General features: G+C 67.4%; 20 protein-coding genes and 1 pseudogene. 13 read left to right on the top strand and 8 right to left on the bottom strand.

Translation table 11 applies throughout. The features are described 5' to 3' along the window. Window positions 1-71: 71 nt before the first annotated feature. Window positions 72-659, top strand: a complete 588-nt coding sequence (locus E2484_RS00990) for a CPBP family intramembrane glutamic endopeptidase (RefSeq protein WP_137284030.1) — start codon at window positions 72-74, stop codon at window positions 657-659. A gap of 63 nt (window positions 660-722) precedes the next feature. Next, window positions 723-1,172, top strand: a complete 450-nt coding sequence (locus tag E2484_RS00985) for a DUF302 domain-containing protein (protein ID WP_137283360.1) — start codon at window positions 723-725, stop codon at window positions 1,170-1,172. On the opposite strand, the gene E2484_RS00980 is transcribed toward E2484_RS00985, so the two are convergent. Both E2484_RS00980 and nreA read right to left on the bottom strand, forming a co-directional pair. Beyond that, a complete protein-coding gene (locus E2484_RS00980; protein ID WP_170977195.1) occupies window positions 1,173-1,421 on the bottom strand; it encodes a coiled-coil domain-containing protein in 249 nt (82 codons plus the stop codon). It abuts the gene before it with no gap. 42 nt (window positions 1,422-1,463) lie between these two features. Then, on the bottom strand, window positions 1,464-2,723 hold the full coding sequence (gene nreA / locus E2484_RS00975; RefSeq protein ID WP_137283358.1) for a DNA repair protein NreA: 1,260 nt from the start codon (window positions 2,721-2,723) through the stop codon (window positions 1,464-1,466). A 366-nt stretch (window positions 2,724-3,089) separates the two neighbouring features. On the opposite strand from nreA, the gene solA reads away from it, so the two are divergent. Next, the gene (gene solA, locus E2484_RS00970; RefSeq protein ID WP_137283357.1) at window positions 3,090-4,283 is read left to right on the top strand and encodes an N-methyl-L-tryptophan oxidase; all 1,194 of its coding nucleotides are present in this window, start codon (window positions 3,090-3,092) and stop codon (window positions 4,281-4,283) included. Between the two features lie 417 nt (window positions 4,284-4,700). Here the strand turns inward: solA and E2484_RS00965 are convergent, their stop codons facing one another. The 4 genes and pseudogenes from E2484_RS00965 to E2484_RS00950 all read right to left on the bottom strand — a co-directional run bounded on the left by E2484_RS00965 (window position 4,701) and on the right by E2484_RS00950 (window position 9,791). Further along, window positions 4,701-6,413 (bottom strand): type II secretion system protein, encoded by a 1,713-nt coding sequence (locus E2484_RS00965; protein WP_137283356.1) that lies wholly within the window; start codon window positions 6,411-6,413, stop codon window positions 4,701-4,703. Window position 6,414: 1 nt separating this feature from the next. Beyond that, window positions 6,415-8,333, bottom strand: a pseudogene (locus E2484_RS25905) (ATPase, T2SS/T4P/T4SS family). Window positions 8,334-8,769: 436 nt separating this feature from the next. Then, a complete protein-coding gene (locus E2484_RS00955; protein ID WP_137283355.1) occupies window positions 8,770-9,270 on the bottom strand; it encodes a DUF7311 family protein in 501 nt (166 codons plus the stop codon). Continuing rightward, complete coding sequence (locus E2484_RS00950) at window positions 9,270-9,791, bottom strand: DUF7310 family coiled-coil domain-containing protein (RefSeq protein WP_137283354.1); 522 nt, start codon at window positions 9,789-9,791, stop codon at window positions 9,270-9,272. Before E2484_RS00950 ends, E2484_RS00955 begins: the two co-directional genes overlap by 1 nt. Window positions 9,792-9,969: 178 nt before the next feature. Between E2484_RS00950 and E2484_RS00945 the strand changes: the two genes are divergently transcribed. Further along, complete coding sequence (locus E2484_RS00945; protein WP_137283353.1) at window positions 9,970-11,049, top strand: tubulin/FtsZ family protein; 1,080 nt, start codon at window positions 9,970-9,972, stop codon at window positions 11,047-11,049. A gap of 143 nt (window positions 11,050-11,192) precedes the next feature. Here the strand turns inward: E2484_RS00945 and E2484_RS00940 are convergent, their stop codons facing one another. Then, a complete protein-coding gene (locus tag E2484_RS00940; protein ID WP_115795304.1) occupies window positions 11,193-12,158 on the bottom strand; it encodes a transcription initiation factor IIB in 966 nt (321 codons plus the stop codon). Between the two features lie 175 nt (window positions 12,159-12,333). On the opposite strand from E2484_RS00940, the gene rnhA reads away from it, so the two are divergent. Then, complete coding sequence (gene rnhA / locus E2484_RS00935; RefSeq protein ID WP_137283352.1) at window positions 12,334-12,927, top strand: ribonuclease HI; 594 nt, start codon at window positions 12,334-12,336, stop codon at window positions 12,925-12,927. Continuing rightward, window positions 12,920-13,498 (top strand): DUF7108 family protein, encoded by a 579-nt coding sequence (locus E2484_RS00930; protein WP_137283351.1) that lies wholly within the window; start codon window positions 12,920-12,922, stop codon window positions 13,496-13,498. The genes rnhA and E2484_RS00930 overlap by 8 nt, the downstream gene beginning before the upstream one ends. Before the next feature lie 27 nt (window positions 13,499-13,525). Here E2484_RS00930 and E2484_RS00925 read toward each other — a convergent pair whose 3' ends face one another. After that, the gene (locus tag E2484_RS00925; RefSeq protein ID WP_137283350.1) at window positions 13,526-13,882 is read right to left on the bottom strand and encodes a PadR family transcriptional regulator; all 357 of its coding nucleotides are present in this window, start codon (window positions 13,880-13,882) and stop codon (window positions 13,526-13,528) included. Between the two features lie 226 nt (window positions 13,883-14,108). On the opposite strand from E2484_RS00925, the gene E2484_RS00920 reads away from it, so the two are divergent. The 7 genes from E2484_RS00920 to E2484_RS00890 all read left to right on the top strand — a co-directional run bounded on the left by E2484_RS00920 (window position 14,109) and on the right by E2484_RS00890 (window position 22,484). Next, the gene (locus tag E2484_RS00920) at window positions 14,109-14,642 is read left to right on the top strand and encodes an inorganic diphosphatase (protein ID WP_137283349.1); all 534 of its coding nucleotides are present in this window, start codon (window positions 14,109-14,111) and stop codon (window positions 14,640-14,642) included. Window positions 14,643-14,727: 85 nt separating this feature from the next. Further along, window positions 14,728-15,843, top strand: coding sequence for a DHH family phosphoesterase (locus E2484_RS00915; RefSeq protein ID WP_321111322.1), 1,116 nt, complete (start codon window positions 14,728-14,730; stop codon window positions 15,841-15,843). A 338-nt stretch (window positions 15,844-16,181) separates the two neighbouring features. Further along, complete coding sequence (locus E2484_RS00910; protein WP_137283348.1) at window positions 16,182-17,525, top strand: alkaline phosphatase family protein; 1,344 nt, start codon at window positions 16,182-16,184, stop codon at window positions 17,523-17,525. Window positions 17,526-17,973: 448 nt separating this feature from the next. Then, window positions 17,974-18,438 (top strand): DUF7283 family protein, encoded by a 465-nt coding sequence (locus E2484_RS00905; RefSeq protein WP_137283347.1) that lies wholly within the window; start codon window positions 17,974-17,976, stop codon window positions 18,436-18,438. Next, entirely contained in the window at window positions 18,419-18,823 is a 405-nt protein-coding gene (locus tag E2484_RS00900; RefSeq protein WP_137283346.1) for a DUF7285 family protein, read from the top strand. The genes E2484_RS00905 and E2484_RS00900 overlap by 20 nt, the downstream gene beginning before the upstream one ends. After that, window positions 18,820-19,362 carry a DUF7284 family protein gene (locus tag E2484_RS00895; protein ID WP_137283345.1) on the top strand — a complete coding sequence of 181 codons (543 nt, stop codon included), beginning with the start codon at window positions 18,820-18,822 and terminating at the stop codon, window positions 19,360-19,362. The genes E2484_RS00900 and E2484_RS00895 overlap by 4 nt, the downstream gene beginning before the upstream one ends. Beyond that, a complete protein-coding gene (locus E2484_RS00890) occupies window positions 19,359-22,484 on the top strand; it encodes a DUF7286 family protein (RefSeq protein ID WP_137283344.1) in 3,126 nt (1,041 codons plus the stop codon). Before E2484_RS00895 ends, E2484_RS00890 begins: the two co-directional genes overlap by 4 nt. The last annotated feature ends 145 nt before the right edge of the window (window positions 22,485-22,629 follow it).

Raw genomic sequence — 22,629 nt, 5'->3', positions numbered from 1 at the left:
GCCGGGGGTTCGCCCGGCTGAGTTGGGTCCAGCGCGCGCTCCTCGCCGGAGCAGTCCTGACCGGGGTCTGGATGGCGTGGGAGGTGCGCGGACTCAACGAGCGACTCGTCCGAGACACCGTCGTCTACATTCTCGCACCCCTCGCGCTCGGCGTTCGGCACGGTCGTCACCTCGGATACAGGGTCGACCGGACCGCGATTCGCAACACCGTCCTGTTGTCGCTGTTCGTCCTCCCGTTCTACGTCGTGGGGTCGTCGCTACCGACGATTCGGACCTACTACCCGATGTGGGAGACGAGTTCCGCGCTCGGGCAGTTCCTCCCCCACGCCGTCATGCAGTTTCTCATCGCGCTGGCGGCCGAGACCTACTACCGGGGCCTGCTCTGCGTCGGCGTGCGCGAAATCGGGTTCAAGAGCGTGTTCATCAGCCCCGTAGTGTACGCCTTCCACCACATGTACAAACCCCCGATAGAACTGATGCTGTCGGGACCGACCGACGTGCTGTTCGGCGCGGTGGACTACAAGAGCAACTCGATACTCCCCTCGGTAGTGGCCCACGGCCTCGGACTGGGCCTGTTGGACTGGTTGGTACTTCACCCGCCGCTGTTGCCACCCGAGCAGGTCGTCCGGTGGCTTCAGTGGCTTCCGATTCCGGTGTGACTACCTCGCAACGACGGCCGGCGGGCGCGGGCTTTTTACTCTCCGACGCGAAGGTAGTATTGCATGAGTCTTCCAATAGACCCTACGCAACTCGGCGGCGAAGACATCGGCGAGAAGCGAGCGACGCTCGAAATGGACCACGAGGAAGCGGTCGAACACGTCCGCGAGGCGTTCACCGACGCCGGTTTCGGCGTCGCCACCGAGTTCTCGGCCTCCGACATGCTGGCCGAGAAAATCGGCGCGGACCGCGACCACTACTACGTGTTGGGTGCGTGCAATCCCAACATGGCGAACCGGGCGCTCGACGCGAGCGACAACCGAATCGGCGCGCTGTTCCCGTGTAACGTGGTCGTCTGGGAGGAAGAACCCGGAAGACAGACCGTCTACCACGTCAGCATCATGAAGGTCGCGCGACTCGCCGGGATGGCTCCCGACGACGACGAGTGGGAGTCGATCGTGAACGAGACCGGCGAGTTCGTCGACGAGGCGTGGTCGAACCTCGACACCGCGTAGCTACTTCTCGTCGTTTAACTGGTCGATGTCTTCGCGGAGGCGCTCGACTTCCCGTCGGAGCGCCTCGACTTCCTCGCTGGCGGGTCGGTCGGACTGGGACTGACGATAGAGGTAGAGACCGCCGCCGATCAACACTACCGGGAGACCGAACACGAGGAGCGCGACGAGGAGGATTATCAGCAACTCGATACCGCCGGGGACGCCGACCTGCAGGGGAATCACGTTCGGAACTGGTTCGAGTAGCATCATAAGCCTTCTCACGCGAACGACGACTCGCCCTCCGGACGACGCTCAGGAGAAGTCCGCGAGGTTCGCCTGCAATCCCGAGAGCATGTGGGATTTGCGCCGGAGTGCGGCCAGCGAGACCGGAAGCTGTGGCGCGATTTCGCGGACCGCGCCGTGGAACGTCTCAGCCTCGCCGTGCTCGCCCTCGAAGGCGTTGCGGACGCTCTCGCGGATCTGCCAGACGCCGACCGGTGCCCAGTAGTCGTCCGAGACTTCCCTGAGGACGAGACACTTGGCCTGCCGTCCGACCGATTCGAGGTGTTCGAGGACCGCGAGTCGAGAGGCGTAGTACGCGCCCGCCGTCTCGTCGACGTATCCGGTTCGGCCCTCGAACCCCTCGTGGGCGCTCCCCATCCACGTCTCGCCGTTCGGGTCCTGGTTCCAGATGCTCCCCGGTGCCTTCATCTCGACGAGTTCGTACTCCCACTGGCCGGGCGTGAGTACGACCCAGTAGCGGTTGCCGATGTACTCGTTGACCCAGACCTGCGTTTGATCGATGCTGGGGCGGGTCTGAATCTGGCCGCGCAGGAACTTTCCGATGGTGTCGTCGACCGCGGTGATGGACCACCGCGTCGGGACGAGTCGCCGGTTCTGACCCCGGCCGAGCGCGCCCGCCGAGAGGATGTCGTTTATCTCGTACACGTCGAACCCCCGCCGGTAGAGATAGGTCATCGCGCCCTGTGCCTGCCAGTCGTCGTCTTCGAGGGTCTTCTTCACCGGGCGCGGTACGTGGGGGTTCTCGGTGAGATCCGCCGAGGTAGCGCGGGCCGAGGGGCCGGTCGGGGTCGTAATCTCGTCCACGTCCACGTCGAGGTCGATGGAGTCCGAGAGGCCGATTTCCACGTCTACCGGGCGGTCGGCGATGGCGACCTCGCGCTGGGTGCCGACGAACCCGTCCCACACGTCGTCGACGTTGTCCACGTTCGCCGAGTGGTTGGAGTTCAGCAGGCCGGTCCGGTACTGGAGCACGTTGTCGATGTCGAGGCCGCGCTCGTACCACTCGCTACTCGTGGTGAACTCGGAGGCGCGGTCCTCCTCGCCGACGGGCGAGAGGATGCCGGTCGAGACGTCGGGGTAGTTCGACCGTCCGACGAACACCGACGGAGAGGTGCTGCCGACCAGCGAGTCGCCCTGCGTGACTTCGGAGAAGCGGTCCTGGAAGTCGTCAACGTAGTCGAGAATCTCGTAGGACTTCTCCTCGGCGAGGCGACGTTTGCGGTCGGTTTCGTCCGGGCCGAGGCCCTCGATGTACTCGTCGAGACGCATTCGTCGCTCCTTGGAACCCGAGCGATTTGAACCTTACTCGCGCTGTGGCGTACAGGTGGTGCTGTCCGGTCGCGGGGAAGCCGCACCGCCGATTTCGCTTACCTCCCCCGCGGCGACTCTCAGAGCATGGACGGGGTTCGTCCCGTCTTTGTACTTGAACCTACGGGCGACAGAGTGTTCGGAGACGCGGTGGCAAGCCAACCGACCCTCGTCAGGTGGACTTCCGAAATCAGTCCAGTTCCATCAGCCACGACCGCCGTACGTGCTCCTCTCGACGCCACCGATCGGAGGCCTTGTCTCACGTCTCGCGTTCGGATATTGCCCGAATCGGCGGAACTTAGGTTCGGGCCGGGCGTGGCGTTCGACATGGGCGACGACACGAATCCCGATAACTACCGCTACGACGCCATCGTCGTGGGCGTCGGCGGGATGGGAAGCGCCGCCGCGTACCACCTCGCGGACCGCGGCGCGGACGTACTGGGCTTGGAACGCCACGACGTGCCCCACACGCAGGGCTCGTCGCACGGCTACACGCGAATCGTCCGGTTGGCGTACTACGAGCATCCCTCGTACGTCCCGCTCCTCCGGTCGGCCTACGACGAATGGGACGCGCTCGGCGACGACTACGGAGAGCGACTCGTCCACGAAACCGGGTCGGTCGCGGTCGGCCCGCCGGACAGCGACATCTTCGAGGGCGCGCGCCGGGCCTGCCGGGAACACGACCTCGAACACGACGTGCTGTCGGGCGCGGAGTTGAACGAGCGGTTTCCGGGCTACGACGTACCCGGGGAGTTCCAGGCCGTGTTCCAGCCCCGCGGTGGGTTTCTGGTGCCCGAGGAGTGCATCGTCGCACACGTCGAGGGCGCGCAGGCCCGTGGAGCCGAGATTCGCGCCCGGACGCAGGTCCGAGACTGGCGGGCGCTCGACGACGGCGGCGTCGAAGTCGAAGCCGCGTCGGCTATCGCCGACTCCGACGAGACTACGACCTACGAGGCCGACTCGCTCGTCTTCGCGGCGGGTGCGTGGACCGGCAAGCTTCTGCCGGAACTCGCGCCGGTGCTGGAACCCGAACGGCAGGTCCTCGGCTGGTTCCAGCCCGATTCGCCCGACCAGTTCGCACCCGGCGAGTTTCCCGTGTTCTCGATGCGGTGTGACGAGGGGTACTTCTACGGCTTCCCGATTCACGGCGTCCCCGGGTTCAAGGTCGGCAAGTACAACCACCGCCACGAGACGGTGGACCCCGACGAGATGAACCGCGAACCGACGGCGACGGACGAGCGAATCCTTCGGGAGTACGCCGACGACTACTTCACGGACGCCGCGGGACCGACCATGCGGTTGGAGACCTGCATGTTCACCAACACGCCGGACGAGCGGTTCGTCATCGACACGCATCCCGAGCATCCGCAAGTGACCGTCGCCGCTGGCTTCTCCGGCCACGGCTTCAAGTTTTCGAGCGTCGTCGGGTCGGTCGTCGCGGACTTGGTGACGGACGGCGAGACTGACCATACCATCGATCAGTTCGGCATCGAACGGTTCGACAATCTAAACATTTCTTAAGTAACTGAAATCGTTGCCTCTGCGTTCCTATCCGTTTCTTTAGAACGTATTTTCCGGTTCACGTGACTCTCGCCATCAGCAGAAGGAGAGAAGCAACGTGGCCAGCGACTGCTCGAGTCGCGGAATCTCCCGCGACCGCACTGCGACCGCAACCGCACAGCATCGCGACCGCACCCTAACCGCACAGCACCGCGACCGTAACCGCGGGCCTCACACCTCCCCAACCGCCTGCGGTCCTCGGTCGCAAAGCTCCCTTCGGTCCTCAGCCCTCGCGCGCATGGGCGCGACCTCAAAACCCCTAGATCGCGCCAGCGCGCGCCGGAGGTTCGTGTGGCACCGAGCGCGTCCCGGTGGACTGATTCACCGAGCACGTTACAGTCGCCGCTGGCGACCCACGAAACCCGCCGTAGCGCCGATTCACGCCGCGAATCCGGCTCCGACGAACCCCGCGAAGAACGCCCCGACCGCCGACAGGAGCGCGAGTCCGACCCGGTAGCCGACCAGCGCGCGGTCGAAGCCCCGTTCCAGTCCGGTCGCCAGCGCAGGCAGAATCGCCGCTAGCAGGAGGACGTACCCGCCGACCGCGAGACCGAGCGCCGCAGTCGGGAGCGGTTCTCCGAGCGTTCCGGCGGCCATCCCGTCGGCCAGCGCGACCGTGGCCCCGCCGACCAGCGGACCGAAGACGCCCGCGGTGTTCCGGAGCGTCCCGGTCACGCTGGCGGGTTCGCGCCGGGCCTCGCGCTCGACGCGCTGGAGGTCGTCCACGTGGTCGGCCATCGAGACGACCGCGCGTCCCGCGGGCCGACCCTCGCGGGCCACGATCGCCAGCAGGGCGGCCACGCTCCGGGCCTGCGGACTCGGCACGTCGGCGAGCGCGCCGTAATCGCCCAGAAACGCCTCGCAGACGCTCACCCGAAGTCGCCGCTGAACGCCCGCGGCCTCCGCCAGCATCTCGCCCGTGCGTCCGGCGACCTCGGGCGCGGCCTCTTCGATTGCCGACTCCACTGCCGCGCCGTCACTCACGCGCCTGCCGACGAGGTAGAGCGCGTCGGTCAGGTTCGCCTCCACCGCGCGAGCGTCGTCACGGACGCGCTTGACCGGCCGGAATCGGACGACGAGGGCCGAACCGACCACCGCGCCGACCACTGCGGGCCAGCGCGTCCACGCCGGGAACGGCCCGGTCGCGACGACTGCGACCAGTCCCGCACCAGCGCCCACCGCGGCGGTCGGCCAGCGCCGGTCCGGAACGTCGGGATGGTCGCGCGACACCTCGGGCGGCGGGAACGCGGCGGGTCTCCGCACGAGCAACCACGCGCCTGCACCGACCAGCATTGCCGGCAGGAGCAGGTCGTAGAGCACCACTAGCACCGGAATCGAGAGCGGAAGTCCGGCCACCCTCGCGGCAGGCAAGACCGCGACCAGCGCGAGCGGAAGCAGGACGCCGAAGGCGTAGAGCGCCGTGGTCGGTCCCCGGACCTGCTCGGCGAACGCGGCCATCCGGTCGCGGGTCCCGTCCAACATCGCCTCCATCGCCCGGTCCAAGGTCGCCCCACGCTCGCCTGCGGGAGCGTCGGCCGCCGACTCCACGAGCAGGGCGGCCCGCCGGAGCGGCGGGTTCCAGTCGGCCCACGCCGCGCCGAAGGCCGCGAGTCCCGACCGAGGGGTTCCGGCGGCCTGCCGGACGTGTTCGGAGAGGTCGGCCGCGAGTCGGCCCTGACCGCGCGCCGCGAACGCCGCCGCGCGCTCGCTCGCGGGTTCGACGCGCATTCGCAGAACTGCTCGCGCGACGAGCGCGGGCGCGGCCCCAAGCGCGGCGGTACGCCGAGCGGTCGCCACCGCAATCGGCCCACGGCGGGCGGCGTGGACGACGCCGAGCGCCAGCGCGAGGACGGCGACCGCGACCGGGAGGCGAAGTCGGCCAGGTGCGACCACTACCGCGAGTAGTCCGGAGACCGCGACGAGTGTGGCGGTCCCGCGGCCCGCCCGGACCGTGGTCTCGGCGTCCACCTCGGCGTCGAGATAGGCGAGCGCCCGGCGGAGGTCGGCATCGTCGACGGTCTCGACCGGCCACGGGTAACATCGCGCGAGGAGTCGCGCGATGCCGACGAAAGTCGCGCGTCGCGCCGGCATCTCACGGCTCCCTCCGGTCGGCGTAGGCCGACACCACGTCGTCCGGACTCGTTCGCCCCTCGCGCGCCAGGTCCGCGAGCAGATTCGCGCGCTCGGCGAGTGCCTCGCGGACGTCGGCGTATGTTTCGTCGGCCTCGGCGAGCGCGGCGACGGGCGCGCTGTTCCCGCGGTCGATGCAACCCGTGGCCGTGATTTCGCCGGTCTTGCTCGCGGTTGTACCGCTCGCTTTCGAGGTGCGTTGCGCCTCGCCAACCTCGAAGAGCGTCTCGAACCGGTCGCCGTCCACGACTTCTTCGACGGTCTTCACCCGGCGGCGCTTTCCCGCGGGCGTCTGGACTGCTTCGAGCGTCACCACGAAGTCGGTCGTGGCGAACGACGAGGTAGGGACGCCGAGGTCCGAGACGACGCGCTCGCGGACGCCCGCGCCGCCGTCGCCGTGGATGGTGCCGAGGACCGCATCTCCGCTCGCGCCGACCCGCATGGCTTCGTAGAGGACCGCGGCCTCATCGCCGCGGACTTCGCCGACGACCAGGGCCCCTTCGCCGAGGCGGAGCGCGGTTCGGAGTGCTTCCGGCGGTGCGAGACCCGGCCCGTCGCCGGATTCCGTGCGGAGCGGTTGCACGTCCCGGCCGCCGCGCTGGAGCGCCGAGACGGGGAGTTCGGGCGTGTCCTCGATGATTACGGTTCTCGTGGCGGCCGGGAGTTCCCAGCAGAGCGCGCCCAGCAGGGTGGTCTTTCCCGCACCGCGAGGTCCGGCGACGAGTCCGGCCCCGGCGCGCTCGACGGCGAGCGAGAGTAGCGCGCCGGCGTCGGGGGCAGAGTTCGGTTGGCGACGAGCGCGGGCAGGGTCCACGGGGTCGCGTCGTGGGCGCGGAAAGCGAACCCCGGCCCGTCGCTCACGGGGTCGGTGACGCCCGCGACGCGGACCGTGCCTTCCTCCATCGCTGCGATCGCGTCGAGGGTCGGAGACGCGCGCGAGAAGGCTCGGCCGCTGGACCGGCGGAAGCGCGAGGCGAGTGCCTCCGCGCCGGAATCGGTGAGGCGGACGTTGGTCCGCATGCGCTCGCCGTCGACGGTCACGCGAATCGGATTCTCGCCGACGGGCGCGGTGGCGAACACGTCCGAGACCTCGGGGTCGGCGAAGAAGTCTGCCAGCACGCCGTAGCCGCGGGTGTGCTTGTGGAGCGCCGCCGCGAGGGCTTCGACCGGCGCGTCGGAGTCGGCGACCTGCCGGACCGCCCGACCGGGCGCGCTCTCGCCAGCGGCGACGTTCCCCTCGGCGAGCAGTTCGTAGGCCCGCGCGAGGGCCGCGAGAGCGGACTCCCCGAAGGCGTGCTCGACGGGTTCGAGGTGGTAGGTCCGGAGCGCACTCTCGTCCTCGTAGACTCGGACCGTCGCGTCCGTGGCGAGGTTGCGCGTCTCGGCGAGGGTCGCGTCCGGTGGGGGTTCGGCGGCCACGCGAGCCTTCGCAATCGGCGGACCGACGAAGGGCCGGAGTGCGTCGGCGTAGCCCTCGACCCGGTGAGCACACTCCGCGAGTCCGGTCTCGGCGGCGAGTTCGCCGACCGGCCCCGCGCGCCCGACCGCGGCGCGGGCGGCACCGAGCGGGTCGCCTTCGGCGCGGTCCGCGAGGTGCCGGTCGTAGAACGCCGCGCGCTCGGCGAACCGTCCGGCAGCGACGAGGAGCGCGGCCGACTCGCCCTCGTAGGCGCGTTCGAGGTGGTCGGTCCGGGTCACGACCGCCTCGGCCTCGCGGTCGGCCAGGGCGCTAATCGCCGTCCCGCGGCAGGCCGGTTCGGCGGCGAGGTCGCCCGCGCCCGGGCAGTCCGTGGCGTCGAGCAGGAGGCGGTCGCACTCGAAGGTGGGGTGGCAGGCGCAGTCCGGGTCGGGGTCGCGGAAACGCGCCAGTGGGTTTCGCATGGGCCGGGTTCGTCCCGTCCTCGGGTTTAAACCCTCGCGTGGGTAGATAGATTGGCTCGGGGATGCCGTTTTCACCCTGCTCGGACCGGTAACGCTTTCATTTCGGCGCGTGCTGGTGCGACTCGCGGTTTGGGTCGCACCACGGCGCGCGAGGGGTGAGGACCGAAGGGAGCTTTGCGACCGAGGACCGCAGGCGGTTGGGGAGGTGTGAGGTCCTCGCGGTGGCGGTGTGGAGGCAGTCGTGGTGCTGTGCGGAGGCGGTTGTGGTGCTGTGTGGAGGCGGTCGTGGTGCTGTGCAGTACGGTGTGGTTACGGTCTTCAGTGGCTCAAGAAGTAGCACGCTCGCTCAATACATCAACAAGTGACTGAACATGGCTAGTGATTGTTAATAACAATGCATATAGTTACAGAATAATTAAAACCACCGCCAAAAGAATCATCTATTTAGTTCAGCTCTCCGGACCGACACGACCACCGTCCGACGCTCGGCCGAGCGAACGACCCGGAGCGTCACTGCGTAGGTCTCACCGCCGCGGAGAATCGACGCCTCCGAATCCGACTCGGCTATCGCGCCGTCTCGAATCACGCGCAGGTCGGTCCCGACGCGGTGGACGTGGCGGCGGCCACCCCGTACCCGGAAGGCGAACACGTCGCGGTCGGCGGTGTCGGTCGCGGTCGGTTCCCCGCTCGGCAGTCCACCGAGCGCGACGAACGCTAACCCGGCCGCAGTCGGCGAATCGTCGGGGAGCGACAGCGTGAGCGTCCGGCGCGCGCCGGGGGCCTCCTCGCGGGCGAGGGTCGCCGCGGCCGTCTCGACGCGTCCGAGTTCGCGCTCGGTGAGGCGTTCGGTCCGGGTCGTTCGCGCGTCTTCGAGCGCGGGCGTCGCGGCCGCGACCACCGCCACCGCGAGCGCGACGCCGAGGACCACCCGCAACACTACAACGCCTCTCCGATGCGGGCGAGGAGGCCGGAGTCGTCGGAGTGGGAGTCGTCGTCGGTGACAGAGCCATCGTCGCCAGCCTCGAACTCGGTTTCCGTCCGGTTCGACCCGGCAGATCGCGGCGATCCGCAATCGCACGGTCGGGTCGACCGAGGCGGTTGCTCGTCGAGGGTTCCTCGGCGTTCGCCGGGACCCCCTCGCCGTTCACCGTGGTCGCCCCGTCGACCGTCGACGTCGAGTTCGGCTTCCAGCGCTTCGGCCTTCGCCAGCGCAGCGTCGGCGCGGCGCTCGACGGTCTCGTTGACGCCTCTGACGTTGCCGACGTAGCCTCGGAGCGCCTGCGTCGCGGCGTCGAGTTCGTCGAGGCGGCCCTCCACGTCGTCGAGTCGAGCGGAGAGTCGTTCGACTTCGCGCGTCAGTTCCGCGGCGTCGGCGAGGTCGGTCAGGTCGCTCTCGTCGTCGGTCAGGGCGCGCTCCACGGCGCGGAGTCGCTGGTCGAGTGCGTCCGGGTCGGACATGGCCCGAATTCGTCGCGTTCTCGTACTTAAGCGTACGGTCGATTCGCGAGACGGCGTTCTAAACGACAACTGCAGTTCGAGACGGTGAACCGAGCGAAATACCTGATCTCGGAGGTGACAACCACGAGACGGCTCGTACGCCGGAAGGTTGATTAACCATCAATTAGACCCAACGTGCATGAAAGTCGTCCTGATTGGTGTCGGACAGGCCGGGGGTAAACTCACCCAGCGACTGGCCGAGTACGACCAGCAGATGGGATTCGGAGCAGTACAGGGAGCTCTCGCGGTCAATTCGGCGGAGGCAGACCTCCGCGAACTCGACCTCGATACCGTCCTCGTGGGACAGGACCGCGTGAAAGGTCACGGCGTCGGCGGCGACAACGAACTCGGCGCGGAGGTGATGCAGAGCGACGCGACGGAGGTGATGGACGCCCTCGACGGTCGCATCACCGCGCAGGCCGAAGCCATCTTCGTCGTCGCCGGTCTCGGCGGTGGCACTGGGTCGGGCGGCGCGCCCGTCCTCGCGCGTGAACTCAACCGCGTCTACGAGATTCCTGTCTACGGTCTCGGTATCCTGCCGGGCCGCGGCGAGGGCGCGATGTATCAGGCCAACGCCGGACGCTCGCTCAAGACCCTCGTTCGAGAGGCCGACGCGACCCTCCTCATCGACAACGACGCGTGGCACACCTCGGGCGAGAGCATGGGAGAGGCGTTCGACAAGATAAACCAGAACATCGCCCAGCGCGTCGGCCTGCTGTTCGCCTCGGGCGAGGCCGTCGAAGGCGTCGGCGAGAGCGTCGTGGACTCCAGCGAAGTCATCAACACCCTCCGCTCGGGTGGCATCGCCACCCTCGGGTTCGCCAGTGCCGAGGCCGCCGAGGACGCCGAGGAGAACATCAACACCGTGACCTCCACGACCCGCCGCGCCCTCCTCAGCAACCTCAGCCTCCCGAACGCCGTCGAAGCCGACTCGGGACTACTGGTCGTGGCTGGCCGCCCCGAAGCGATTCCGCGGAAAGGAGTCGAACGCGCCCGGAAGTGGGTCGAAGACGAGACCGATAGCTTGCAGGTCCGCGGCGGAGACTTCCCGCTCGACAGCGGTCGTCTCGCGTCGCTCATCCTGCTCGGCGGCGTCGAACGCTCGGAGAGAATCGACGAGTTCCTCGAACGCGCCAAGCGAGCGAATCAGCAGGCCGACGAACCCGACGAAGACCCGGCCGAACAGTTCCGAAGCGACGAACTCGAAGACCTGATTTAACGAGTCCGACTCTTCGATTCCGTTCTCCTCGAAGTCTAGAAAGAGTCAGTATCGTTACTCGTCGTTGTCGAGCGACTACCGTATCCGACGCTGGTCGCCACTACTGTCAGAAACCGCAGGGAGTCGGTCGAGGAACGCGCGGGTTAGCTGTGGATGCCCATCGCTTCGATCTGTTCCTGATATCGGTTCCGGATGGTGACCTCCGTCACCTGCGCCACGTCGGCGACTTCGCGCTGGGTCTTCTTCTCGTTACAGAGCAGGGAGGCGGCGTAGATTGCCGCGGCCGCGTACCCCGTAGGCGACTTGCCGGAGAGCAGTCCTTCCTCGGCGGTGGTCTCGATGATTTCGTTGGCCTTGGTCTGGACTTCTTCGCTGAGTTCGAGTTCGGAACAGAATCGCGGGACGTACTTCTTCGGGTCCACCGGCTTCATCTCCAAGCCGAGTTCTTGAGAGATGTAGCGGTAGGTTCGACCGATTTCCTTTCGTTCGACGCGCGATACTTCCGAGATTTCTTCGAGGCTTCGCGGGATGCCCTCTTTTCGACAGGCGGCGTAGAGCGCGGAGGTGGCGACGCCCTCGATGGAGCGTCCCCGAATCAGGTCCTCCTTGAGCGCACGCCTGTAGATGACGCTCGCCACCTCGCGGACCGACCGCGGGACGCCGAGTGCCGAGGCCATGCGGTCGATTTCACTGAGTGCGAACTGGAGATTGCGCTCGCCTGCGTCCTTGGTCCGGATGCGTTCCTGCCACTTGCGCAGGCGGTGCATCTGGCTTCGTTTCTTCGAGGAGATGGATCGACCGTAGGCGTCTTTGTCTTTCCAGTCGATGGTCGTCGTCAGGCCCTTGTCGTGCATCGTCTGCGTGGTCGGGGCACCGACGCGCGACTTCTCCTGGCGCTCCTGATGGTTGAACGCGCGCCACTCAGGACCGGGGTCGATTTGCTCCTCCTCCACGACGAGCCCGCAGTCTTCACACACGAGTTCCGCCCTGTCGGAACTCTTAACGAGGTTATCAGAGTTGCACTCGGGACATTCCCGTACACCCTCTGACTCGTCCTCCGTTTGCTCCGCCTCGGCTTGGCGCTCCCGCTGGCGAGTGGACCGTGTCATCGCACTTTTATAGTAGTAGCGTCGACGCACTTAAACCCTTGGGCGATAATAACACCTTACTCGAAGGTCAGAAAACGCGTCGCGCGGCCTTCGTTCCGAATCCCGGCGATACTTAAACTGATTACCGGAAACCACCATCGGAAAGCGTTTATGCGGCTATCGAGGAGGAACGTTCATGCCCGTCATCGAATGCGACGTGGACGCCGCGCGCCAGAAGCTAGTCGACGCGGGTGCCGACGTGTCGGCGGGCAACTCCGAACACGAGGAGTGGCGCGCGGAGTACGGCGACGCGAACGCCGTCGCGTACGACGAGAAAGTCGTGGTTCAGGGGGCCAATCCCCAAGATATCGAGTCTCTATTGCGCGAGGAAGGCGGCCACGCCTACGTCTACTTCGACGGTGGCAGTCGCGGCAACCCCGGTCCTGCCGCCGTCGGTTGGGTCATCGTCACCAGCGACGGCATCGCCGCCGAGGGGAGCGAGACCATCGGGCGCGCGACGAACAACCAGGCCGAGTACGAGGCGCTGATTCGGGCGCTCCGGGCGGCCCGTGACTACGGCTTCGACTCCGTGGAGGTGAAAGGCGACTCCCAACTCATCGTCAAGCAGGTCACTGGCGCGTGGCAGACCAACGACCCCGAGTTGCGCGAACGGCGGGTCACGGTCCGGGAACTGCTGACCGAGTTCGACGACTGGGAACTCAGCCACGTTCCGCGAGAGATAAACGAACGCGCCGACAAACTGGCCAACGAGGCCCTCGACGATGCCTGATACCGACAGTTCAGACGATGCTCCTGAGGCCGGTACCGAACTCCCCGAAGCGACGGTAGAACGCGCCGAGCGACTGACTCGTCTCGCGCGCGAGGCCGTGGACGACGCGGAGGCCGACGCCTACCGCGAAGAGCGGGCCGAACTGCTCGCCGACCACGACTTCACGGCTCGCGTCCGGAACGAGGACGCGGGTTCGACGCTCGTCCTCCATCCCGACGAGTGGACCGAAGACGGTACGATTCGGACCGACCGAATCGAGGACACCGACCGCGCAGTCGAGATATCCCTGTCCGGGCCGGGCGACCCCGACGACTGGGAGACGGTCGAGCAACACAACCGCGAACTCGCCGAGAAGGTGCGACGCGAACACGGTTCAGTCCACGGCGACAACGCGGCCGCGTTCGCCGACTTCATGGGAAATCACTACGCCCGGCCGATGGAGTCGGCGAGTAGCGGGGAGATAGAGGAGTTCCTCGCGGAGTATTTCCCACGGAACGCGTGGCCGACCGAAAAACAACGTGCGGTCGTCGAGGAGTCTATCGACCTCGTCTTCGAGGCTGCCGACGAGTAATCGTCACTTCGTCCTCGAGAGTCGAGGTTACTCGTTGTCTGCGACGAGTTCTCGAATCTGCTCGGCACGCTCGTCGTCGTTCACGAACTTGGAGAGGGTCCACTGAAGAACGTCTACGACCACAGCAAGTCCCTCGTCGGTCAGTTCGTACTGGTTAGTTCGCTTGTCGAGTTCGCTCTTCTCGACGTACCCCTTTTCGACCAGCGTGTCGAGGTTGGGGTACAGACGGCCGTGGTTGACCTCTTCCCCGTAGTAGTCTTCCAGTTCTCGCTTGATGGCGAGGCCGTACATCGCCTCTTCCGAGAGGATGGTCAAGATGTTTTTCTGGAAAGCGGTAAGATTGCGTGCGGTACTCGTCTCTGTGAGTGTCTGTGCCTCTGACATAGACTCTGACACCCTGCGATTTGTCACGATGGTATTTAATCCTTCCTCACTCGGTCGGAGGGTCCACGGTTCATCCGCCGGTTGTACCACTACTTGTTACGAAACTTAAAGTGAGGGCCCGAAATCGCTTCTAGGTGTCACGCGAACTTCCTCTTTATTCCGGTAGAATCCACAAACCGATGCCGAAAGGACTTTCCGGACTTCGGACGGATTCTCGGACTGCAACATGGCGAACCTCTGGGAAGATTTAGAGACTGGACCGAACCCGCCCGAGGAGATCTACGCGGTCGTGGAGTGTCTCAAAGGCGAGCGTAACAAGTACGAGTACGACAAGGACATTCCGGGCGTCGTGCTCGACCGCGTCCTCCACAGCAACGTTCACTACCCGAGCGACTACGGCTTTATTCCGCAGTCCTACTACGACGACGAAGACCCCTTCGACGTGCTGGTCCTCGTGGAGGACCAGACGTTCCCCGGCTGTGTCATCGAGGCCCGTCCGGTCGCGCTGATGAAGATGGACGACGACGGCGAGCAGGACGACAAAGTCATCGCCGTCCCCTCGGAGGACCCCCGGTACGACGACGTCCAAGACGTGGACGACCTTACCGACCAGCAGAAAGCCGAAATCTCGGAGTTCTTCGAGACCTACAAGAACCTCGAAGCGGGCAAAGAGACCGAGACCCTCGGTTGGGAGGACAAGCAGTCCGCGATGGACGCCGTCGAACACGCGATGGACCTCTACGAAGAGAACTTCGCCTAGCCTCTCTACGAACTTTTTCTGACAGTCTCAGCCGTAGGATACCTCCCCGAAACTATTTGAAGTTGGCCTGAACAAAGCCGAATCGATGGCTCTCGGGTCCGCGTTCAGCAGTGCTGAGATGGTCGTCGTAGCAGCGACGCTCTTGCTCTCGGGTGGATTGGTCTTCTACGCCGCCCAGTCGGTCAACGGTTGGCGGCGAGACGATAGAGAGGAACCGGTAGACGCACTTCGGACCACGGTTGCGGGACAGAATCGCGTCGCGCTGGTGATTCCGGAAGGGCCGAGTATCGACGCGCTGGCCGCGGCGATCGGTCTCCAGGCGCTCTGCACGGAGTGGGGCGTCACGGCCCAACTGTTCGCAGAGGGCCCGGTCACGGGCGAGGACAGCAAGACGTTCTGCAACATCTTCGACCTCGAACTCGAGGTCATCGGCGACGGGGCCGAGAAACTGACCGACTCCGACGCCGCAGTCGCGGTCGGTGGCGGCGGCGGCGTCCCCAAACTCTCGAACAATCCGCCCGTGGTCGCGGTCGTGCGCCACCGACCGACCGCCGAGGAGAACATCCTCACGGTGACGCCGACCGACGACGGCGCGACTTCGACCACGGTCACGCGCCTGCTCGAAGCGGAGGGCGTGGTCCCCGACCAGCGGGTCGCAACCGCGCTCCTCCACGGGATTCGGGCCGGAACCTACGAGTTCCGCCGGGCGAACGGGACCCACGACTACGAGGCCGCCGGATTCCTCCACACTTACGCCGACCTCGGGCGCATCGAGGACCTCCGGTCGCCGGGCATGAGCGGCGACACCTTCGACGTCATCAGCGACGCCATCGCCAACCGCGAGCGCCGCGCGAGTTTCGCCGTGACGAACGTCGGGGCGGTCCCCTCGGTGTCGTCGCTGGAGGAGGCCGCCGACACCATGCTCCGACTGGAGGGCGTCTCGACCGCCGCGGTGTTCGGCATCCACGAGGAGACCATCGTGGTCTCCTGCCGGGCCGAGGACGTGCGAACCAACGCCTTCGACATCCTCGACTCCGCCTTCGGCACCAGCGAGACGACCGGAGGGAACACCGACGCCGCGACCGCGCGCGTCCCCCTCGGCCTGTTCGCGCAGGTCGACGGCGACCACGAGGAGACGCTCGACATGCTCATCGACGCCAGCACCCGGAAGGCGTTGTTCGAGGCGTTCGAGAGTTCGTAGTCGATTGAGGAATATATAGGAATGTTTAAGCATTATTTTTATTTCTTTAGTATACTGTTTCCGTTCCTCGGTGCGAAAGTTTCGGATGGAATGGCAGGCGAAGAACCGACGGGGATGACGATGAGGCTATCCCCGAAGCCGACGACTCGTGTCAGCGGCCGAATCCTGCCGGACGTTCCACCGGTCGAAGCCTGTGGACTGTTCCACCGGCCGAAACACCTGCCAGTGCCCCGACCACCGACGACGTATCCCGACCTCCGAATCCTTCATTATCGTTCACGTCGAAGGCGGCCCCTACGAAAAGAAATTTCTTGTAGGCCGTTCTCGTATCGTGGTACATGGGTCTCTTCGATAGGCTCCGTGGTGACGACAAGCCGCGTGTTGCCTTCTTCGGAATCGACGGCGTACCGTATAGTTTTCTCGAGGACAACTTCGACGAGTTCGAACATCTCGGCGCGCTCGCCGACGAGGGGTCGTCGGGCGCGATAGACAGCATCGTCCCGCCCGAGTCGTCGGCCTGCTGGCCCGCCCTGACGACCGGCGTGAACCCGGGCCAGACCGGCGTCTACGGCTTCCAAGACCGCGAAGTCGGCTCCTACGACACCTACGTCCCGATGGGCCGCGACGTGCAGGCGACCCGACTCTGGGACCGCGTGCAGGACGCGGGCCGGGACGCCACCGTGATGAACGTCCCCGTCACGTTCCCGCCGCAGCGCAACGTCCAGCGGATGGTCTCGGGATTCCTCTCTCCCGGCGTCGACAAGGCCGCTTATCCCGACGAGATGCGCGAGTACCTCCAGTCGACCGACTACCGCATCGACGCCAACGCCAAGTTGGGCCACGACGAGGACAAGTCGGAGTTCATCGAGAACGCCCACGAGACCCTCGACGCCCGCTACGAGGCGTTCAAGCACTACCTCCAGGAGGACGACTGGGACCTCTTCTTCGGCGTCTTCATGACGACCGACCGCGTGAACCACTTCCTCTACAAGCACTACGAGGAGGACATGGAGTACAAGGAGGAGTTCCTCGACTTCTACCGGAAGGTCGACCGCTACCTCGGCGAAATCCGCAAGAACCTCCCGGACGACGTGACGATGATGGTCGCCTCGGACCACGGGTTCACCAGCCTCGACTACGAGGTCCACTTCAACCAGTGGCTCGCCGACGAGGGCTGGCTCTCCTACGAGGACGACGACCACGACGAACTCGGCGACATCAGCGAGGACACCGAAGCCTACTCGCTCATCCCCGGCCGGTTCTACATCAACCTCGAAGGCCGCGAACCGCGCGGGAGCGTCCCCGAGAGCGAGTACGAGGCCAAGCGCGACCAACTCAAGGAAGCCCTCGAAAACCTCGAAGGGCCGGACGGCCGGAAGGTCTGTGACCGCGTGGTCGAGAAGGAGGAGGCCTTCCACGGCGACCACGACGACATCGCGCCCGACCTCGTCGCCATCCCGAACTACGGCTTCGACCTCAAGGCCGGGTTCAAGGGCCACGACGACGTGTTCGGCCACGGTCCCCGCAACGGGATGCACAGCTTCGACAACGCCTCGCTGTTTGTGGACGACCCCGAGGCGACCGTCCGCGACGTGGACCTCTTCGACATCACACCCACGATTCTGGACCTGATGGAGATGGAGTACGACGCGGCCGAGTTCGACGGTCAGAGTCTGGTCTGAGCGATCGGCGATTTCGACTTTTGTTTTCGGATGGATCGACGAAGTGGCTCCGGTTCGTGTATTCGGTTTGTGCGTCCGGTTTACGGCTTCTCGAGGTTGGCCCGAAGCTCTGGGATCGAAGAACAATCTGGACACGAAGCCCTCAGTTCGAGCAACAGGAGAGGACACGAGTAGCTACCTACTCCTTGAGTCTCGGAAGACCGCACCGCCCTGCACCGCAGCGCGACCACACCGCAACAGCACCGCACCGCGACAGCCTCACACCACCCCAACCGCCTGCGTTGCTCGCTTCGCTGCGCTACTCGTCCCTCGCGCGGTTGGCGCGCGCCGAACTGCGCGCGCCAGCACACGCCGGACTGGAGCGGTCACGACCAGCGCGCCGAGGGAGATACGAGACGACGACTTTCCCCACGAAGGTTTAAATCCGAGGACGGGACGAACCCGGGCCATGTTCGACGCACCAGTCGAGACGTGGTATCTCTGGGTCGGCCTCGCAGTGGCGAGTACCGCCGCGGTCGGTCTCGCCGCGACGCTCCCGCGCTCACCCCCGCCGGACGCCGCGAGCGCGGCCGAGACCGTCGATTCCGTCGCGGCGAGCGCCCACCCGACGACCGGCGTCCACCCGCTGTCGGCCGACGCCGTGAGAGTCGGCCCGTATCGAATCTGGCTCCGAGACGGCGGCGTGACCGGGCACGCGACGTTCGCCTACGGTCCCGTAACTCCGGTCCGCCGGGACACCGCGCTCTGGGACGTGTTGCGGGGCGCGCCGCCCGAGAGCGTCTTCGGAACTCCGACCGACTTCCGGCAGGTCGCGGCCGACGCGCGCGACCGGACGCCAGCGTGGCGCTCGCACGACGAACTGACCGCCCGGCGAGTCACGTGGGAGGGCGTCGATGTCACGCTGGTCGGGTAGACTCCCACTACGAGACCGAGCGCAGGTCGAACCGCTGGCCGCGCTCGTCGCCGTCTTCGCGGTGGGAGTCGCACTGACGACCTACACCGGAGTCCTCGACGCCACGCTCCCGACGCCCGACCGGAATCTCGCGGGTCCCACCGTCGAGCGCGCCGAGCGCGCAGTCGGAGATACGGGCGTCGCGGACCCCGAAGCACTCCCCGCGGGTCTACACGCCGGACCCGACGGCTACGACCTGAATCTCACGCTCCGGTCGGCCGGGCGAACGTGGCACGCCGGACCGACCCCGCCGCCGAGCGCCGACGCCGCCGACCTCGCGGTGAGCGTCCGAGTCGGGCCGGGCCGGATACGCCCCGGTCGACTCCGCGCGGAGGTGTGGTCGTGAGGGCCATCAGCACCGTCCTCGACGTCTCGCTCTGTCTCCTGCTCGTCTCCGCGAGCGCACTGACGCTCGCGGGCACGCCGTCCGCGGGAACCCCTCTCGCCAGCGAGTCGGGCGCGACTCTCGGTCCGGACACCGCCGACGAGATCGCGGAACAACTGGCGGCGAGTACCGCCCGCGTGACCTACGACGCCGGGAATCGTACCCGGACCGCCCACGATACCCTCGCGGGTCTGCTCGCCAGCGCGGCAGTCGCAGACGCTCGGCGGACTGCTCGCACGGGTTTCGTACAGGCCGCCACGACGAGAGTCGGCCGTGCTGTTCGGCGTCGAGCAGTCCGACAGGCCGCAACCCAACACGCCGCGGTCCGAAACCCTGCGGTCGGGGTGCAGGTCGTCGCCCGCCGCAGTTCCTCGACAGCGAACTCGACTACGCGCGGTCGAGTCGTCGCGGGCGACACCCCGCCTCCGGCCGCCGACGTTCACGCGGCGACCTTCGAGGTCCGGGGAGTCGAACTGACCGTCAGGACGTGGTCGAAGTGAACCTCGCGGAAGACCGCCGGGCGCGGGTCCCCTTCGCGCTCGTCGGCGTCCTCCTGCTGGTCGGAAGCGCGGGACTCAGCGCGACTCTCGCGGGCGGTCCGACGCCCACGACCGACGAGTCGGTCGGCCTCGCCGTGGACCGGGCCACCGCCGCCACGAACACCGCCCTCCGCGGAGCAGTCGCTCGCGCCGGACGGCAGGCGGCGCGCGCACCAGTCACCGACACCGCGAACACCACCGCGGGCCGGGTTCTGAACGAGTCGACGCCCTTCCGAGACGCCCTCCGAATCCGGGTCTACCTCGCGGCCCGTGACGCCCTCGATTCGGTGGACGCCAGGACCCGAGTCACCCGGACCGACGGCGTCCGCGCCTCGGTCTCGCTCCCGCCGATTCGGAACGCCTCGGACCTCCGGGCCGCCAAGCGCCGAGTCGAAATCGAACCGGCGGGCGGGGCCGACCGCGCCGAGAACGCGGGTCTCCGCGTCCGAATCGAGAACGTCACCGTCACCGCGACACGCGGTGGACGCGTCGTCGAGCGCGAGCAGTTCTCGCCCGAACTGGTCGTGGCGACGCCCGCACTGGCGCTTCACGAGCGAGTCCAGCGATTCGAGTCGCGGTTGAATCGCGGACCGCTCGCATCGGGTCTGGGTCGTCGACTCACGGGCCGCCTGTACGCCGTGGCGTGGGCGCGGGGGTACGCCCAGTACGGTCGAGCGCCGATTCAGAACGTGGTGGCGAACCGCCACGTCGAACTCGCCGCGAACGGTGCAATTCTGCGGGAGCAACGCGTCGCCTTCGGGCGAAGCGACCCGCGCGGTCGGCGCGCGCTCGGCTGGGCGACCGCCAGAGTCGGCGCGACGGACATGCTCGTGGCCGCCAACGAGCATCGCGGGACGAGACGGACCGAGCAACTGCTGGCGGTCGCCCGACGCTACCAGCGCGAGAACCCCATGCCCGGCGGCGTGACGAGCGACACCGACGCCTCGCGATCCACGCTTCGCGTCGGCGTCAATCGGACTGCGGACCGGGCCTTCTCCGATGTCGTCGCCAGCGAAAACGGACCGGGTCTCGACGGAATCCTTCGGTCGGCCTACACCGCCGACGTGCGCCTCGTGGCCGCCGTACGGAAGGTGCAATCCGAGAGCGAGCCACGTCCGTCGCCCGATTCGCCCGGCGCGAACTGGACCTTGCAGTCGAGCGAGGTCCGGACGACGACGGCGGTCGAAGCCACGACGGGGTCGCCTCCGGGGACGCCACAGGGGTCGCATCTGCTTCGCCACGAGTCTCGCCGGGTCGTCCGGACGCATTCGCTCGTCTCCGAGTGGACCCGCGACGATGGGAATCGCCGCGATGTGAATGGCGGCGACGAGACTCGCCAGACCGTCCAGCAGTGGACCGAGACGTTCGACGTGCGCGTCGGTGTCGCTGGCGACCACAGCGCCGGGTCGGCCGGTAGCACCGAGAACAGGTTCGCACCAGCACGGCCAGTCGCGGAAGTCCACGAGCGCGGCGGGGCACTCGGCGGTCCGAATCTGCGAGACCTCGCCGGAGCGGCGACCGAGCGACTGGTAACGGACCGCGGCGGATTCGACGCGCTGGCCCGGCGGGCGGTCGCTGGCACGGTCGACACCCGGACCGAACAGGTCGCGGGTCGGCGTCCGTCGGACCTCCGGCCGTGGGTCTACCGGGACCTCGCGGCGCTCCGCGAGCGCGTCCGGAACCTCTCGGTGGAAGTCTCCCGAACGCGGGCCGTCGATGGCGACCCGCCCGCCGCAGAGTTGGCCCGGGCGATTCGGAGTCGGCGCGCCGAACTCGTCGGGGCGCCCGGTCGGTACGACGGCGCGGCCGACCGGGCGCGCGTCGCGGCGCGGGCCGCGTACGTGGACCGCGTGGTGGCGCGACTGGGTTCGCGTGCCGACCGGGAGACGGCGACCCGGACCGGCGTCGAGCAGGCGCTCGACGACGCCGGGAGTTCCCTCGAACGGGTGCGCCGGATTCTGCGCGCTCGGACGACGCCACGGACCACACCGCCGCGGCCGATGCCCGCCGACGGCCCCGGACGCGCGGTCGACCTGAGCGTGGCGGGTGCGCCGCCGTATCTCACGCTGGCGGCGCTCGACCACGAGCAGGTGGCCGCGATACCCGAGGGTGAGCAAACCCATCCGCTCTCGGCCCGGAACCGGAACGTCTTCGCGGTGCCCTACGGCGACGCCGCGGAGACGGTGGCCTCGGAGCTCGTCGGGGAGAGCGAGTCCGGACACGCCGACCTCCGGACCGCGGCGCTGGCGCTCCGGGCCGCGAACCGGACGCTCGCCGAGGAGGAAAACCGGAGTCTCGCGCGTCGTCGGGACGCCCTCCAGGCCTCGCTCGCGCGGTCGATGCGGGAGGTGCGAGACGGTCTGGTCGCGGAGTTGGCGATGCCGCGCTTCGACACGACCGAGGCGGAGCGACGGGCGGCCGTCGCGTCGGGGCTGGCGCGGTGGAACACGACCGCCGGGCGAGCGTTGGCGGTGGCGAACGGCTCTGCCGCGGAGGCCATCGCGGCGGCCGCAGTTCGTCGTCGGTCGACTCTTCGGCGACCCGACCGGCGCGACTGGGTGCGGGTTCGGACCGAGTTGGCGGTCGAATCGGTCCGGCAGGGCGTAGCGGGGCCGCCTCGGTCGGAGGTGAACGGAACGGCGACCGTGGCCCGGAACGTGGCGAAGTCCGCGCTGAAAGACGCGGTCGCGGCGGGTCTCGGCAACGCGACCGAGGTCGCCAGCGAGCGGTGGTTCGGCGGGGTACTGGGCGCGGTTCCGGCCGGACTGCCGGTCGCGCCCGTGCCGGGCTACTGGTACGCGACGGTCAACGTCTGGACGGTCTCGGTTCGAGGGGAGTACGCCCGCTTCGCGGTCAGTGCGCCGCAGGGGCCGCCCGGCGAGTCGGTCGTCTACGCCCGCGAGGAGGCGACGGTCCGACTGGACTGGGACGGCGACGGCGAGCAGGAGGTGGTGGGCCACACCACGCCGGTCTCGTTCGAGACGGAGACGACCGTCGTCGTTGTCGTCCCGCCCGGTCCGCCCGGCGTCGGGGATAAGGACGGGAACCGCGACGAGACATCGCCGGGATGGTCGTGGGGGTGACGGAAGTACTTCCGGCGACGGACGCCAGCGAACCTGCTGGAAAATTGACCGACGCAATCGGCGAGCCATCCATCTCGGCGCGTGCTGGCGCGACCTCGCGGTTCGAGGTCGCGCCCAACCGCGCGAGGGATGAGCATCGCAGGCC

Source organism: Halorussus salinisoli (assembly GCA_005239435.1).
Classification (GTDB): domain Archaea; phylum Halobacteriota; class Halobacteria; order Halobacteriales; family Haladaptataceae; genus Halorussus; species Halorussus salinisoli.
This window is presented reverse-complemented; position numbering and strand designations above follow the sequence as displayed.

What these genes read in the sequence shown, in the direction of transcription:
- E2484_RS00930 (WP_137283351.1), top strand. Translation starts at nt 12,920, where the DNA reads ATGCCTGATACCGACAGTTCAGACGATGCTCCTGAGGCCGGTACCGAA.
- E2484_RS00900 (WP_137283346.1), top strand. Translation starts at nt 18,419, where the DNA reads ATGTCACGCTGGTCGGGTAGACTCCCACTACGAGACCGAGCGCAGGTC.
- E2484_RS00905 (WP_137283347.1), top strand. Translation starts at nt 17,974, where the DNA reads ATGTTCGACGCACCAGTCGAGACGTGGTATCTCTGGGTCGGCCTCGCA.
- E2484_RS00950 (WP_137283354.1), bottom strand. Translation starts at nt 9,791, where the DNA reads ATGTCCGACCCGGACGCACTCGACCAGCGACTCCGCGCCGTGGAGCGC.
- E2484_RS00980 (WP_170977195.1), bottom strand. Translation starts at nt 1,421, where the DNA reads ATGATGCTACTCGAACCAGTTCCGAACGTGATTCCCCTGCAGGTCGGC.
- nreA (WP_137283358.1), bottom strand. Translation starts at nt 2,723, where the DNA reads ATGCGTCTCGACGAGTACATCGAGGGCCTCGGCCCGGACGAAACCGAC.
- E2484_RS00910 (WP_137283348.1), top strand. Translation starts at nt 16,182, where the DNA reads ATGGGTCTCTTCGATAGGCTCCGTGGTGACGACAAGCCGCGTGTTGCC.
- solA (WP_137283357.1), top strand. Translation starts at nt 3,090, where the DNA reads ATGGGCGACGACACGAATCCCGATAACTACCGCTACGACGCCATCGTC.
- E2484_RS00925 (WP_137283350.1), bottom strand. Translation starts at nt 13,882, where the DNA reads ATGTCAGAGGCACAGACACTCACAGAGACGAGTACCGCACGCAATCTT.
- E2484_RS00965 (WP_137283356.1), bottom strand. Translation starts at nt 6,413, where the DNA reads ATGCCGGCGCGACGCGCGACTTTCGTCGGCATCGCGCGACTCCTCGCG.
- E2484_RS00920 (WP_137283349.1), top strand. Translation starts at nt 14,109, where the DNA reads ATGGCGAACCTCTGGGAAGATTTAGAGACTGGACCGAACCCGCCCGAG.
- E2484_RS00990 (WP_137284030.1), top strand. Translation starts at nt 72, where the DNA reads ATGGCGTGGGAGGTGCGCGGACTCAACGAGCGACTCGTCCGAGACACC.
- rnhA (WP_137283352.1), top strand. Translation starts at nt 12,334, where the DNA reads ATGCCCGTCATCGAATGCGACGTGGACGCCGCGCGCCAGAAGCTAGTC.
- E2484_RS00940 (WP_115795304.1), bottom strand. Translation starts at nt 12,158, where the DNA reads ATGACACGGTCCACTCGCCAGCGGGAGCGCCAAGCCGAGGCGGAGCAA.
- E2484_RS00985 (WP_137283360.1), top strand. Translation starts at nt 723, where the DNA reads ATGAGTCTTCCAATAGACCCTACGCAACTCGGCGGCGAAGACATCGGC.
- E2484_RS00945 (WP_137283353.1), top strand. Translation starts at nt 9,970, where the DNA reads ATGAAAGTCGTCCTGATTGGTGTCGGACAGGCCGGGGGTAAACTCACC.
- E2484_RS00915 (WP_321111322.1), top strand. Translation starts at nt 14,728, where the DNA reads ATGGCTCTCGGGTCCGCGTTCAGCAGTGCTGAGATGGTCGTCGTAGCA.